The following is a 14,787-nucleotide window of genomic DNA, read 5'->3' on the forward strand; positions in this document are numbered from 1 at the left end:
CCCGGTAGCAAAGGTACAATGTAGAGCCGAGCGCAGCGAAGACACGCTGAAGAAAATCTGCCTATGCCCGTCAACACAGGTCTGGACGAACATTTCATGCGCGCTGCGCTTGAGCAGGCGCAGCGAGCTGCGGCGTCCGGCGAAGTTCCGGTTGGCGCGGTACTGGTGCGCGATGAACGAATCATAAGCGAAGGCTACAATCAGCCGATCTCCACCCATGATCCAACGGCCCATGCAGAAATAATTGCGTTGCGCGCAGCGGGAATCGAGCTCAAAAGCTACCGGCTCAATGACTGCATCATGTATGTCACCCTTGAACCATGCGCCATGTGTGCGACAGCAATCATTCATGCCAGATTGCGCAGGCTCGTGTTCGCGGCCTGGGACCCGAAGGCCGGTGCTGGCGGTAGCGTCGTCGACATTTTCACCGCGCCATGGGTCAACCATCGGGTCGATGTGTTCGGCGGCGTAATGCAGTCGGAAGCCGGTCGCTTGTTAAGCGAGTTTTTCGCCAACCGCAGGGTGCGCAATGCGGCACGTTGATACGGCGCTCGTAAGTGGCCCGGTACCGCGTACCCTGTTGCGCTTTGCACTGCCGATCCTTTATGCCAACGTGCTGCAGTCGGTCAATGGATCGATCAATTCCGTGTGGGTGGGCAAGTTTCTCGGCGAAGCTGCACTGACGGCAACAGCGAACGCGAACATCCTCATGTTCCTGCTGCTTGGCGCGGTTTTTGGTCTGACAATGGCCGCAACGATCCTGATAGCGCAACACATTGGAGCCGGCAACGCTGCCGAGGCACGGCGCGTCGTCGGCAGCAGTGCCGGATTTTTCCTCGCGGTTTCGGCCGTCATTGGCGTCGTGGGCCTCGTTCTTGCGGGCGACATTCTCGCGCTGATGCGTACGCCTGACGAAGCCTTGCCACTTGCGCGCAGTTATCTGCAGGTCTTGTTTCTGGCCCTGCCATTCTCGTTCATGTTTTTCTTCGTCATGGCCGTTTTGCGCGGTGCCGGCGACGCCAAAACTCCATTTTATTTCATGGCACTGGCGGTTCTCCTCGATATCGTACTGAATCCGCTATTGATTTTCGGCTTCGGTCCGGTACCCGGCTTGAAAATCGCGGGTTCGGCGCTTGCAACGCTGCTTTCGCAGGCAATTTCGCTCGCCATGATGCTCCGCGCGATGCGTCGTCGCGGCAGCGTCGTGTGGTTGCATCGCAACGAGCTGCATTTGTTGCGCCCGGTTGCTGCGATCATCAATACGTTGCTGCGCAAGGGGCTGCCGATGGGGCTGCAGATGATCGTATTGTCTTCCAGCATGGTTGCAATGATCGCGCTGATCAACCGCTTCGGCACCGTAGTTACTGCGGCGTTCGCTGCGGGAATGCAAGTATGGGTATACGTGCAAATGCCGGCGTTTGCACTCGGCGCGGCTGTTTCCTCGATGGCGGCGCAGAACATCGGTGCAGGCCAGTGGAATCGGGTTGCCGAGATCGCCCGCAGCGCCGTCCTTTTCAACCTGTTGCTCACAGGCATTCCGGTCATCATGCTGCTGGCGCTGGCGCGGCCGGCGCTCGGACTGTTCCTGCCAGGCGACGTCGTCACGCTCGACGTTGCGCAGAAAATCAACGCGATTGTGCTCTGGTCCTACCCGCTTTTCGGAATTGCGATGGTGCTGAACGGTGTTATCCGCGCCACGGGAGCCGTGATAGCACCACTCGTGGTGCTGTTCGTCAGCCTATGGTTGGTGCGCATTCCTGGCGCCTACTATCTCGCCGACCAGTTCGGTCATCGCGCCATGTGGTGGAGCTTTCCGGTTGCGGCTGCGCTCGCGGCAACCGCGACTGTCATCTATTACCGATTTGGGTCGTGGCGAAAAGCCCGCCTGCTGCCGCAGGCGAGTCACCCGGTCGACTCGCCATAACGCGGTTGCGTGCTGTACCACTCAAGGACATCCAGCATTCGCCGAATCCGGTCGACATACTGCACGGGCTCCCAGCCGCGCGCGTAGCCACGACGCACGCGCGTGTGCCACCTTTCGCGCGCCAGCAAAGGCAGGTTGGTACGCACGTCCTGCCAGCGATCAGGATTGCCGCCACGCATCTGGGTAATGACCCGTGCGTCCTCGAGATGTCCAAATCCGACGTTGTAGGCAGCCAGCGCAAGCCAACTGCGGTCGGGTTCGGCGATGCGTGCTGGCAATCGGTCGCGCAGTTGCGCGAGGTATCGGGCACCGCCCTTGACATTGGCGCCGATATTGAACACATCGTCGACGCCGAGCTGTCGAGCCGTTGCCGGCATCAGCATCATGATACCGCGGGCACCATCCGGCGACACGGCATCTTCACGCCAGCGACTCTCCTGGTACGCGACCGCCGCAAGCAGCCGCCAATCGAGCTGGTTCTCGCCAGCCGCCTGTTCGAACAGTGGCCGAAGCTGCGGCAGGCGATCCAGCACATCTGCGCGCAATTCCAGCGGGGAGAGCTCCGCGTCGTCCGCTCCGGGGACACTGCGTTGCACGATTTGGGCAAGTAACCCGGAAGTCTGTATCGCAATGAAGTAGGACTCGATGCGCTCGCGCAACCTGTTTGCGGAAAGCGCCACGAACCATTGCACGGGACGTTGTTCGTCGAGCGGGAATGCAACGGAAATATCACGGTACAGGGTACGTACGAACGCGAAAACATTGGCATCGATGAGCGCCAGGTCAAGCCGATCACCATGCAGAACCTCGAGGTGGCGCGTGCCATGCGGCGCGTCGAATTCCTGCCACGATAGCTTGGGTAGTTGCGCTGAGCGCAATTGCCGCAATAGGGCCAACTGGTAGCTGGCCGCAGGTACAGCGATGTGGCGTCCATCGAGCGCGGCGATCCCGCGCGGTGATCGGCTGCCGCGCCGGTAGACAATCAGCTGCGGCACAAAATCGTAGGGTGCAGTTGCCTGCACGCCATCCGTAAGGGGCGGCTCTGCCGTGAGTTGCGCACCACCGATGTCCGCATCGCCGCGTGCCACCGCCCGCTGCAACGAATAGCTGTCGGAATAGGTCAATACTTCGAGGTCGACACCGAGGTTCTCTGCAAAATTCCTGGCCAGCAGATATTCGATGCCTTCGGGCCCGTGAGCGCCCACGTAGTAGGAGTGCGGCCGCACGAGTGTTGCAAATCGCAGCACACCGCGCGCGTTGACGCCGCTCAAGTCCTGATCTGGCGCGTTTCGGGGCCGGCAGGCGGGTAGCAGAGCTAGCGCAGCGCAGGCGCAGAGCGCAGGCCAGACAGGTTTTGGGTCGAGCAGTCGCAGAATCACCGTGCCTCTGGCGTCGCCGTTGCGATAGAATACCAATTCCCGCGCTACCGCAACGGAGAGGTACCGAAGCGGTCATAACGGCGCCGATTCGAAATCGGATGGTCGGGTAAAACCGGCACGTGGGTTCGAATCCCACCCTCTCCGCCATAAGAAATGACCGCGTAGCCCGCAGTGGGATGAGAACCCACGTGCAGATGAAGAATAGGGTTCGACGCGAGGCCGCGAGCGGCCGAAGCGAACGCGCAGCGAGCGCAAGCGAGCGAGCGGCCCCCTTGAGGGGCGAGGCGCGAAGCGCCGAGTCATCCCACCCTTTGCGTGTCGATATGTGCACGTTGCGCGGCGCGCAGTCAGCGTGGTGCGAAGCCAGCACTGCGGGCGCGCCGGGGTTCGACGCGAGGCCGCGAGCGGCCGAAGCGAACGCGCAGCGAGCGCAAGCGAGCGAGCGGCCCCCTTGAGGGGCGAGGCGCGAAGCGCCAGTCATCCCACCCTTGCGTGTCGATATGTGCACGTTGCGCGGCGCGCAGTCAGCGTGGTGCGAAGCCAGCACTGCGGGCGCGCCGGGGTTCGACGCGAGGCCGCGAGCGGCCGAAGCGAACGCGCAGCGAGCGCAAGCGAGCGAGCGGCCCCCTTGAGGGGCGAGGCGCGAAGCGCCGAGTCATCCCACCCTTTGCGTGTCGATATGTGCACGTTGCGCGGCGCGCAGTCAGCGTGGTGCGAAGCCAGCACTGCGGGCGCGCCGGGGTTCGACGCGAGGCCGCGAGCGGCCGAAGCGAACGCGCAGCGAGCGCAAGCGAGCGAGCGGCCCCCTTGAGGGGCGAGGCGCGAAGCGCTGAGTCATCCCACCCTTTGCGTGTCGATATGTGCACGTTGCGCGGCGCGCAGTCAGCGTAATGAGCACCCACGGCGCGCGCTGCATAGATCCTGCGTCATTCGCGTGCTTGCCCTGGCGCTAGCTGTGCCCCCGAAAGGAACCACCTATTCCACGCACCTGTGCCTCCAGCGCGAGCAATTGTGGTGATGCATATCGGGCGACGGCATCGCGTAGAACCGGGGCGGCGAGCGAGCGCTTGATGACACTGTCGGAGTCGAACGCGACCGCGCTGCCAACAGGTGCCTTTGAATATAGTCTCGATACCGCGCGCATTGCGTTCTCGGTCGCGGTGTCGGGCGCAAGTGAAAAATGCCCTGCCACGGTCTGCCAAACAGCCTGCGGCAACTCCTCGTAATGGAGCAACCACCCGCGGGACGCAGGCAATCGCGCGGCGGCTACGCAGAAGGCTCCATAGACACGCGCTATATAATCTTCGGCGCAGGTAGCTGCGCCCTGCGGGTCGACAACTGCCGCCAGACGCCGCGCGGGCTCGGACCCGGCGCGTATCCAGGCAGGCGTTTCACGGGCGAGCGATACCGCGACTTCGATCGGATCGCGCAGGCATAGCAACCACGGTGAGCTTGGAAATGCCTCGGCGAGCAGATCGCAGAAGAGCGTGTTCCAGCTGCTGAACTTGATCACATAGTTGGAGCCGGCGTGCCGTGCGAAAAGACCGCCTAGTGCTCGCAATGATGTAACGAGCTGCGCTCGCGGTACTGCTGGCGGAGGTAGCAGCAGCTCATTGAACGGCCCGGGTTCGGAATAAACGACGAGATTGGCGCACTCCTTCAGCATTTGAGACACCAGGGTCGAGCCGCAACGCGCGACATGGAATATCAGGCCGGCCGGCTCCGGCATCGGTGTGGCCTGGGCCAACCGGTCAGGAGTTACATGCACGAGCGAATCCACCGCGCTCATTCGCTCGACGGTCTGTTGCATGAAGGGATCGCGCAAGGCGCTTGCGGGAATGTCACGAACGGCGACATACAATCCGTCCGGGCGCAGGATCGCACGTGTCGGCAAGGCAGACTGCTCGGCAACGGCCATGCGGCGAGGAGATCATTCCCCTGCGGTGCATGTCAACGCTGCCTTATTCTGGACAGTTTCCGCTGGCCGGTGCTACCGTTGAAATCGCATGGCTTTCGCCGACTTCATCGCTCCCTTCGACGCGCGCAGCTTCTGCAGCGACTACTTTGGCAAGCGCCCGGTGCACATGCCCGCCAATGCCGGACGCCATGTCGATGTGCTCGACTGGCCACGATTCAATCGGGCATTGGCGCTTGCACCTTACTGGAACGAGGAAACCCTCAAGGTCTATTACAAGAGCAGGGCGGCGCTGCGCGAGAACTATTGCGACCTGAGTGATGCAAAGCCAGGATTGCCTGCGCCGATCAACCCCGCGAAGGTCAAGTCGCTGCTGGGCCTTGGCGCCAGTCTCATTGCCAACCAGATTCACAAGGTGTGTCCGGAAATCGCCCGCATCACCGGTATTCTGGAAGAGCAATTCGCGGCACGCGTGTGGGCGAATGTCTATTGTTCGTTCAAGGGTGTGCAGGCCTTTCAGACGCACTTTGATCTGCACGATGTTTTTGCCTACCAGGCGGAGGGTGAGAAGACCTGGCGTGTCTACGAAGCACGCGCGGATGCACCTATTGCTCCCTTGCCGCCTGGCGATGAAGTGGAAAAGTGGCTGCAGTCGTCCCGCGGGCGCTTGTTGTTCGAAGTCAAAATGCGACCCGGCGATATCCTCTATCTGCCTCGCGGCCAGTATCACGACGCGTTGACCGGCGCGAGTGCCTCGCTGCATGTGACTTTTGGCGTCGCTCCGGCCAATGGCCTCGCACTATTCAAGCTACTCGAGAGCATCCTGACTCCAGAGTCGCAATTTCGCGCCTATCTGCCGGACGCGCGCGAGGAAACTGCGCTGCGCCAAAGCCTGGTACAGCTGGCGGAGAGGGTGCGCACGGTCATGCTCTCGCCGGCGTTCGGGCTCGATGTGCGCGCGATGCAGGCGCGCCTTGCGCGGTCGACCACGGATTATGGCTTGCCTGAGCAACCCGCGCCGTCCTGGTTTTCGCTAGCCAAGCCAGCGCGACTTTTGCGCAACGATCGGGGCTATTTTGTCAGCTGCGAGAGCGGGGAATTTCCGCTTGCCGATGCGCACATCGCGCTCGAGTGGGTACTCGGACAACGATTGTTCTCGCTCGAGGATGCGCTCGCGCAGCAAGGCGGCCTGGACCGGGCGACATTCCTTGTCGAGTTGCAGAAGCTGATCGACCGCGGCATCGTGGTACCGACCGATATGCGCTAGAGCGCCTGGCTGCGCTTCTCGCTCTGTTGGTTCTCGTCGCTGCGCAGCAGTTCGAGATAGTGATTGGCAAAGGCTTCCACAAAGGCATGGGGCATGGCCGATGAGCTCTGGCCTGCCAGGTTGTGGAAGAACTGCGTGTACAAGGGCCAGTATTCGGCGGGTCCCGCTTTGCCGCCGCGGGCCGCACGCGCAAATCGCGCTTCCAGTTCCGCGGGAGACAGTCGCGCGAGCATTTCGGATAGCGCGTTGCGCATCGCGTCACTGCTGGCAAATTCGTGCTGATTACGCTCTTCGAAGCAACCGCGCAGCCACTGCACCGCATCGACGCGGCGGCTGTCATGGCTTGCCAGCAGTTGCGCCAGCAGATCGTCGACGGCCGTGCGATCGATCGAGAAAGGCTCCGCCTGCTCCGACTTCGGCAACTCGATGCGCAGCCGGTTCAGGGTCTTGTGCTGGTGCCGGGCCAGATCCTTGAGGCCCACCAGGGATTCGCGCAACAACTGACCTGCCAGATGCAGCATGCGCGTGTAGGCAGTTTCGGGTAATTTCTCGACAGACAAGCCGGCACCTCGGCAGAATGCCTCGATACCGGAGCGCACATCCTGTAGCGCGGCGTTCTGGTCCGGGGCCTGCTGGCGCGCTGCGCGGCGCAGTTTCTCCATCCGTCGCGCGACGCGTTCGGCTTCCTCTTCGTCCTGGAGTTCGATGACTTCGTCGGCGGCCGAATTGACAGCTTGCGCCCGGGAGCGCTGACTGCTGGAGATAGCCTGGCCATAGGCATTGACCGCCGGAAAACTGTCGCCGGTCGACGCATCGGGTTTCAGGAGCGACGCGACATTGAGCGATGCGCCGATATCGGTCAGCGTATCGGTTTGCGCTGGAGCGGCTACGATGGACGGTTCCTTCAGCAGGGCGTCGAGCGAGTCGGCTGCGGCCGTCGGCATTTTGTCGTTGGTCGTGCGCTCGACCGCGCCGTCCGGCTCGTCGATAGTCACGACAATCTGGTAGGCGCCAATGCGCAATAGATCACCGTTATTCAGTCGCACCGGCGATTTGCGCTGCATCGGCCGTCGCGAATCGTTCAGGAAGGTTCCGTTGCTGCTCAGGTCCTCAACGTAATAGCCGCCCTCCTGGAACAGGACACGTGCATGGTGCGCAGAGACATAGCGCTGATTGTCCGGGAGTATCCAGTCATTGTCTGTCGAGCGACCGATATTGCCGCCGCCCACCCCCATGATGATGGTTGCGCCGGGGCCCAGGCGGCGGCGGTGGTCACTGACTACGCGTAGTTTCAGAGCCATTAATCAGTATCCTGTCCCGGGCCGCCTGAAAGTTGACGGGCAGCCGACCAACTGGGCCGGTCGCCCCTATAATATTGAGACCAAGTTATCAGTACTGGGTCGGGGGCCGATGGCAGCGAGTCACATTTTCAGGATCCTGTTCGTGAATCAGGGCAAGGTTTACGAGGTATACGCGCGCAAGGTGAGCCACGGCGGCCTGTTCGGCTTCATCGAAGTCGAGGAGCTCGTCTTTGACACCCGCAAGGGCATGGTGCTCGACCCCTCGGAGGAGCGTATCAAGACGGAGTTCAATGAAGTCAAACGGACCTATCTGCCTATGCATTCCGTATTGCGCATTGACGAGGTGAAGAAGCAGGGGACCAGCAAGATCAGCAACTACGAGGGCAGCAATGTCGCCCAGTTCCCGATGCCCATTTATCCTCCGGGCGGCGGCGAGCGTGGACCGGGCAAGTGACGCATGAGCCGAGCTGAATGCTGGTAATCGGCGGCGGTCCGGCCTGGCCGGAGTTTCGCCTGACCCGAGTGCGGGATGCATTGGCAGGGCGTGGCGTCGAGCTGCTTTGCCTGGCCGAGCAACAACCGCAATTCATCCATCTCGTTGACCTCGCGGATCGCCTCGACGAGCGGCAACTCGCGGTCCTCGAGGCGCTGTTGCGCTACGGGCCGCGCTACCGCCCGATGCGCGAGAGCGGCGCCGAGCATGTCATCGTCGTGCCGCGACTTGGCACCATCTCGCCCTGGTCGAGCAAGGCAACCGATATTGCGCACGTTGCCGGTCTCGCTGCGGTGCGACGCATCGAGCGCGGCGTGCGTATTCCTCTGCGCGGCCTGGGAATGCTCGATGCCGAGGCACGTCGCCAGGTGCTTGACCTGCTGCACGATCGCATGACCGAGACCGTACTGGCCGCAGTCGACGAGGCGGAAAGACTTTTTGCGCATCACGCACCGCGCCCGTTGCGAACGCTCGATCTTGCGCCTGGGCGCCAGGTGCTCGAAACAGCCAATGAGGAGTGGGGACTCGCGCTAAGCGCGGACGAAATCGACTACCTGCAATCGTTCTTTACCTCCGTGCGACGCCATCCAACGGATGCTGAGTTGATGATGTTCGCCCAGGCCAATTCCGAGCATTGCCGACACAAGATCTTCAACGCACGCTGGACCATCGATGGCAAACCCTGCGAGCACAGCCTGTTCGAGATGATCCGCATGACCCACGCCGCCAATCCGCGCGGCGTGCTCTCGGCCTACAAGGACAATGCGGCTGTCGTCGAAGGCTCAGCCGCCACGCGCTTCTTTGCCGACCCGAAGTCGCGTGTGTATCGCTGGCTGCACGAACCGGTGCACATGTTGATGAAAGTGGAAACACACAATCATCCAACCGCAATCTCGCCATTTCCGGGCGCGGCGACCGGCTCGGGCGGCGAGATACGCGATGAGGCGGCGACCGGCCGAGGCGCCAAGCCTAAAGCAGGACTGGTTGGCTACACAGTTTCGCATCTTCGCATCCCGGGATTCCTGCAGCCCTGGGAGGATGAAATTTGCAAGCCCGACCGGATTGCGAGCGCATTCGAGATCATGCGCGATGCACCGATTGGTGCGGCGGCGTTCAACAACGAATTCGGACGTCCGGGCATCAATGGTTATTTTCGGACTTTCGAGCTGAAGCTGCCAGATGACCCAGCGGGCACTCGCCGCGGCTATCACAAGCCGATCATGATTGCCGGTGGCGTCGGCAATGTGCGGCCCGGGCATGTCGAAAAATGCGACGTGCCCGCCGGTAGCGCGCTGATCGTCCTTGGTGGTCCGGCAATGCTGATCGGTCTGGGGGGCGGCGCGGCTTCATCGCAGGGTACCGGCAGCGGGTCGGCGGATCTCGACTTCGCTTCGGTTCAGCGCGGCAACCCCGAAATGCAACGTCGCGCGCAGGAGGTTATCGATCGGTGTTGGGCACAAGGAGCCGACAATCCGATCCTGCTCGTACACGATGTCGGCGCGGGTGGGCTGTCGAACGCGCTGCCCGAGGCGGTGGCGCACAGCCGTCGCGGCGCCAACATCGATTTGCTGGCGGCGCCGATCGATGAGCCTGGCATGTCACCGATGGAAATCTGGTGCAACGAATCGCAGGAGCGATTCGTGCTGGTCGTCGCGGCCGAGCGCATTGCAGAATTCGTCGCGATCGCCAGGCGCGAGCGATGCCCGTATGCCGTTGTCGGTCAGCTTACCGAAGATGGTCAACTTCGGGTCACCGATGCGCGCAGTGAGCGCGCAATCGTGGACATGCCGCTCGATGTGCTCCTTGGCAAGACACCGCGGATGCACCGTGATGTCGCCACGGCGAAGCGCAGACTGCAGCACTTCGATGCGGCCGGTATCGATCCCAACGATGCCTTGCAGCGCTTGTTGCGATTCCCGGCGATCGCGGACAAGAGCTTCCTCATTCATATCGGCGATCGCAGCGTGGGTGGCATGGTGAGTCGCGACCCGCTGGTCGGGCCCTGGCAGGTCCCGGTGGCCGATGTCGCGGTCACCGTGGCCGATTACCGGGGTTATGCGGGCGAGGCCATGGCGATGGGCGAGCGGACACCGCTTGCGCTCGTTGATGCCGCTGCCGCTGCGCGCATGGCCGTGACAGAGGCTATTACCAATATCCTCGCCGCGGACATCTCCAGCCTCACGCAGATTCGCCTGTCAGCGAACTGGATGGCGGCCTGTGGTTCGCCAGGTGAGGACGCCGCGCTCTATGCGGCCGTGCAAGCCGTGGGTCGTGAGCTCTGTCCGCGGCTCGGCATTGCCATACCTGTCGGAAAGGATTCGCTGTCGATGCAGACTCGCTGGCACGAGCCTGGCGGCGAGCGCGCGGTCGTGGCGCCAGTCTCGCTGATCGTGTCCGCGTTCGCGCCGGTCGGCGACGTGCGGCGAACGCTGACGCCGCAGCTGCGCCTCGATTGCGGCGAGACCCGGCTCCTTTATATCGATCTCGGCGCACGCCGGTATCGGTTGGGCGGGTCCTGTCTCGCGCAAGTCTACGGGCAACTCGGCGACGTTGCGCCCGATCTGGGAAATCCAGCCGCCCTCGAGTCCTTGGCATTGGCGCTCGCCGAGCTGCGCGAGCGAGACCTTGTGTTGGCCTATCACGATCGCTCCGATGGCGGTCTCGCTATCACGCTGATCGAAATGGCCTTCGCGGGCCATTGTGGTCTCGACGTGCGACTTCCCTGTCCAGCCGATGCCCCGCCCGCAGCAGTGTTCTTCGCCGAGGAACCGGGCGTCGTGTTGCAGGTCCGCTCGTCCGAGGCGACTGAGGTATGCGCTGTATTCGCGAGGCATGGCCTCGAAGGCCTCCTCGACATTGGCACCCTGGTCGCGCCAGAGGCCGATAGCGCGCGCCTGCGTATCGCCTGCGGTGAGGGCGTCATAGATGCCGATTGGCAGACTCTGAAAGGCGCCTGGTCGGAGACGTCATTGCGCATGAAACTTGCGCGCGACGATATCGAGTGCGCACGCGAGGAATTTGCAACCCACACCCGGCTTCGGCAGATGCCAATCAGCGTGCAATTGACATTCGATCCACAGGAGGATGTCGCGGCACCCCACATCGTCGGTAAGGCGCGGCCCGAAGTCATGGTGTTGCGCGAGCAGGGCGTCAACAGCCAGGTGGAAATGGCGGCCGTGCTCGATCTCGCCGGTTTCGAATCGCACGACGTGCACATGTCGGACCTCATTCGCGGCGACGTGTCGCTCGATCGCTTCCATGCGCTGGTCGCGTGCGGCGGTTTCTCCTACGGTGACGTGCTCGGCGCGGGCGAAGGATGGGCGAAGTGCATTCTCTATAATGAGAAACTTCGCGATCAGTTCGCCAGTTTCTTCGCCGATAAACGGAGCTTGGCGCTTGGCGTGTGCAACGGTTGCCAGATGTTTGCCGCTCTGGCCGAAATCATTCCCGGTGCTGATGCCTGGCCGCGTTTCGTGCGCAACCGCAGCGAGCAGTTTGAGGGGCGGTTCACCGAAGTCGAAATCCTGAAGTCGCGCTCACTGTTCTTTGCGGACATGCAGGGTTCCATGCTGCCCGTCGCTGTTGCACACGGAGAGGGTCGCGCGGAGTTCGCATCGGAGCAGCAGCTCGAGCTCTGCCAGGCAAACGGGCTGGTCGCGTTTCGCTATGCAGCGCGCGCCGGCCAGCCGGCATCGGCCTACCCGGAGAACCCCAACGGTTCGCCGCAGGGAATCGCGGCGCTATGCAATCTGGACGGGCGCGTAACCATCACCATGCCGCACCCGGAGCGCGTGTTTCGAAACGTACAGAATTCATGGTCACCGCCCGGCGCGGGTGAATTCAGCGGCTGGATGCGCATGTTTCGCAATGCGCGTCGCTGGATCGCCGGCGTCTAGTACTCAGGCGCTACGATCGTTGTTGAGCGGCGTGATCGTCTCCTGCGCCGCGTCGACGAAGAATCGGCGCACCATCAATGCCTGCTGCAGACGACCGCCTCGAACGAAGGCCTGGTAGAGCAGGTCTTTCATGATCTCGAGCAACACGCCGGCCTGGTAGCTGTCGAGTATCGGCGGCGCATCGCGCGGATCGGCATCGCTGCCAAAGACCACGCGGCGCACGAGCGCGAAGCTGTCATCGTCGAGGTCCGCGAGCAGCTTCAGCTCGTTGAGCTGATCGAAGAGTTTCAACTTGCCCGACTCACCGACCTCGGCAAACGCGGTGTGCGCAACGCGTCGGCACATCATGGCAAAAGCCGTGAACGCGCCGGCGCTGTAACAATTGAGCGCTTCGCGGAAATAGAGCTCGATGCGCTCGGGCAGGTGGGTGAAGGAGAATTTCTCCTGCGCGCGCTCCACTTCCTCGAAGCCAGGCGCAAGCTCGATTCGCTGCGTGCTGTACATGCGTACGGCAAATCGCAGGAACAAGGGCGAGTTGCAGGCATCGCAGCGGAACACGACGCCGATCTTGGCCGGACGATGCCTGGATAGGTCGTCAAAACCGGGCACTGCCATCGGCGTGATGTGCGACACGACCTCGCAATGCGGACAGGTGAGCGCAAGCACTGCCGCGTGGTCGTTGTGCAGCCTGCCGTGAGTGTCGATGTGCACTGACATGTGTTCTTGTTCTGCTTGCACGGGCCCCTGGCGCCGTTGGGAGGAGCCTACCCCAAAGTGGCGCCGGCTGCTCGCCAGCACCACATCGGGCGCTTCACATAATCCGCCGTCAGCGGCTCAGCGGCTTGTAGCGGATACGGTGAGGTTGGGCAGCGGCATCGCCACAGCGTCGCTGGTAGTCCTCCATGTATTCCTGGAAGTTGCCTTCGAACCAGGCGACCTGCGAATCGCCCTCGAAGGCGAGAATATGTGTGGCGATGCGATCGAGGAACCAGCGGTCGTGCGAGATCACAACCGCACACCCTGGAAACGCGAGCAGCGCCTCCTCCAAAGCCCGAAGTGTCTCGACGTCGAGGTCGTTCGTTGGCTCATCGAGCAACAGGACATTGCCGCCGCTGCGCAGTACCTTTGCAAGGTGGACGCGGTTGCGCTCACCGCCGGACAAATCGCCGATTCGCTGTTGCTGCTGCGTACCCTTGAAGTTGAATCGACCGACGTAACCGCGCGATGAGGTTTCGTAGTTGCCGACCTTCAGCATATCGAGTCCGCCGGAGATTTCCTCCCACACCGTCTTGCTGTCGTCCAGCGTCTGGCGGGACTGGTCGACATAGGCAAGCTTGACCGTCGGGCCAACGCGGATTTCGCCGCCATCCGCCGGCTCGGCGCCGGTCAGCATCTTGAATAGCGTGGTCTTGCCGGCGCCGTTAGGACCTATGATCCCCACAATGCCGCCAGCCGGCAAATTGAAATTGAGATTGTCGATCAACAGGCGATCGCCGAAGCCCTTGCGAAGTCCGCGAGCCTCGATGACTAGCTCACCGAGTCGGTCACCTGGAGGGATGTAGATCTCGTTGGTTTCGTTGCGTTCCTGGAATTCGCGAGAGGACAGCTCCTCGTAGCGGGCGAGGCGCGCCTTGCTCTTGGCCCTGCGGGCCTTTGGATTCTGACGCACCCATTCGAGTTCGCGCTCCAGCATTTTGCGCAATCCCTCGCGTTCCCGCTCCTCGAGCGCGAGCCGCTTTTCCTTCTGTTCGAGCCAGGAGCTGTAATTGCCTTGCCAGGGTATACCGTGGCCGCGATCGAGTTCGAGGATCCACTGCGCCACGTTGTCGAGGAAATAGCGATCGTGCGTGACTGCGATGACGGTACTCGGGTATTCCTCGAGATAGCGCTCGAGCCAGGCAACCGACTCGGCGTCAAGATGGTTGGTCGGTTCATCGAGCAGCAGCATATCGGGCGCCGACAACAACAGCCGGCATAGCGCGATGCGGCGTTTCTCGCCACCCGAAAGCGTCCCGATGCGCGCTTCCCACGGCGGCAGGCGCAGGGCGTCGGCCGCGATCTCGAGTTTTCGCTCGAGTTCCCAGCCGCCGCTCGCGTCGATGGCGTCCTGAAGCTGCGCCTGTTCGGCCAGCAGCTTGTTCATTTCGTCATCATCCATGGGCTCGGCAAACCGGTCACTGATGGCGTTGAAGCGTTCCAGCTGCCGGAACTGCTCGCCGATCCCCTCGACCACGACTTCACGAACGCTCAAGGCCGGGTCGAGTTCCGGTTCCTGTGGCAGGTAGCCGATGCGTATGCCGCTCTGAGGCCGCGCTTCGCCATCGATCTGGGAATCGATGCCCGCCATGATGCGCAACAACGTCGATTTTCCCGCGCCGTTGAGTCCGAGCACGCCGATCTTGGCGCCCGGGAAGAAGGACAGGCTGATATCGCGCAGGATCGTGCGCTTCGGGGGTACCACTTTGGATACCCGGTTCATCGTGTATATGTACTGTGCCATAGTGCCGCGCATTATGAGGGCCGCGCATTATGCGGCACCGCCACGCTCAAATCGATGCCCATACCTCGGCCCGGCGCTGTGCTAGGCTTGTCGGCGCATGCGGCAATCCGGA

At 62.4% G+C, this 14,787-nt stretch carries 10 protein-coding genes and 1 tRNA gene; 6 read left to right on the forward strand and 5 right to left on the reverse strand.

The window, feature by feature from the left end:
- Positions 1 to 63: 63 nt before the first annotated feature.
- Together tadA and R3E77_05555 are read left to right on the forward strand one after the other, a co-directional pair.
- Positions 64 to 543 carry a tRNA adenosine(34) deaminase TadA gene (tadA, locus tag R3E77_05550; protein ID MEZ5498883.1) on the forward strand — a complete coding sequence of 160 codons (480 nt, stop codon included), beginning with the start codon at positions 64 to 66 and terminating at the stop codon, positions 541 to 543.
- The gene (locus R3E77_05555; GenBank protein MEZ5498884.1) at positions 530 to 1,924 is read left to right on the forward strand and encodes an MATE family efflux transporter; all 1,395 of its coding nucleotides are present in this window, start codon (positions 530 to 532) and stop codon (positions 1,922 to 1,924) included. Before tadA ends, R3E77_05555 begins: the two co-directional genes overlap by 14 nt.
- On the opposite strand, the gene mltF is transcribed toward R3E77_05555, so the two are convergent.
- A complete protein-coding gene (gene mltF / locus R3E77_05560; protein MEZ5498885.1) occupies positions 1,903 to 3,303 on the reverse strand; it encodes a membrane-bound lytic murein transglycosylase MltF in 1,401 nt (466 codons plus the stop codon). The genes R3E77_05555 and mltF overlap by 22 nt on opposite strands.
- 54 nt (positions 3,304 to 3,357) lie before the next feature.
- Between mltF and R3E77_05565 the strand changes: the two genes are divergently transcribed.
- A tRNA-Ser gene (locus R3E77_05565) sits at positions 3,358 to 3,450 on the forward strand.
- An 802-nt stretch (positions 3,451 to 4,252) separates the two neighbouring features.
- Here the strand turns inward: R3E77_05565 and R3E77_05570 are convergent.
- Entirely contained in the window at positions 4,253 to 5,221 is a 969-nt protein-coding gene (locus R3E77_05570) for a hypothetical protein (protein MEZ5498886.1), read from the reverse strand.
- 88 nt (positions 5,222 to 5,309) lie between these two features.
- Between R3E77_05570 and R3E77_05575 the strand changes: the two genes are divergently transcribed.
- The gene (locus R3E77_05575) at positions 5,310 to 6,485 is read left to right on the forward strand and encodes a cupin domain-containing protein (protein MEZ5498887.1); all 1,176 of its coding nucleotides are present in this window, start codon (positions 5,310 to 5,312) and stop codon (positions 6,483 to 6,485) included.
- Here R3E77_05575 and tagH read toward each other — a convergent pair.
- Complete coding sequence (gene tagH, locus R3E77_05580; GenBank protein ID MEZ5498888.1) at positions 6,482 to 7,786, reverse strand: type VI secretion system-associated FHA domain protein TagH; 1,305 nt, start codon at positions 7,784 to 7,786, stop codon at positions 6,482 to 6,484. The genes R3E77_05575 and tagH overlap by 4 nt on opposite strands.
- Before the next feature lie 109 nt (positions 7,787 to 7,895).
- On the opposite strand from tagH, the gene R3E77_05585 reads away from it, so the two are divergent.
- Together R3E77_05585 and purL are read left to right on the forward strand one after the other, a co-directional pair.
- Positions 7,896 to 8,240 carry a DUF1820 family protein gene (locus tag R3E77_05585; protein ID MEZ5498889.1) on the forward strand — a complete coding sequence of 115 codons (345 nt, stop codon included), beginning with the start codon at positions 7,896 to 7,898 and terminating at the stop codon, positions 8,238 to 8,240.
- 17 nt (positions 8,241 to 8,257) lie between these two features.
- Positions 8,258 to 12,175, forward strand: a complete 3,918-nt coding sequence (purL, locus tag R3E77_05590) for a phosphoribosylformylglycinamidine synthase (GenBank protein MEZ5498890.1) — start codon at positions 8,258 to 8,260, stop codon at positions 12,173 to 12,175.
- A 3-nt stretch (positions 12,176 to 12,178) separates the two neighbouring features.
- Here purL and R3E77_05595 read toward each other — a convergent pair whose 3' ends face one another.
- Both R3E77_05595 and ettA read right to left on the reverse strand, forming a co-directional pair.
- Positions 12,179 to 12,892 carry a hypothetical protein gene (locus R3E77_05595; GenBank protein MEZ5498891.1) on the reverse strand — a complete coding sequence of 238 codons (714 nt, stop codon included), beginning with the start codon at positions 12,890 to 12,892 and terminating at the stop codon, positions 12,179 to 12,181.
- A gap of 109 nt (positions 12,893 to 13,001) precedes the next feature.
- Positions 13,002 to 14,675 carry an energy-dependent translational throttle protein EttA gene (ettA, locus tag R3E77_05600; protein ID MEZ5498892.1) on the reverse strand — a complete coding sequence of 558 codons (1,674 nt, stop codon included), beginning with the start codon at positions 14,673 to 14,675 and terminating at the stop codon, positions 13,002 to 13,004.
- Positions 14,676 to 14,787 lie beyond the last annotated feature (112 nt).

The sequence above is a fragment of the Steroidobacteraceae bacterium genome (assembly GCA_041395505.1).
In the GTDB taxonomy this organism is placed as follows: Bacteria; Pseudomonadota; Gammaproteobacteria; order Steroidobacterales; family Steroidobacteraceae; genus JAWLAG01.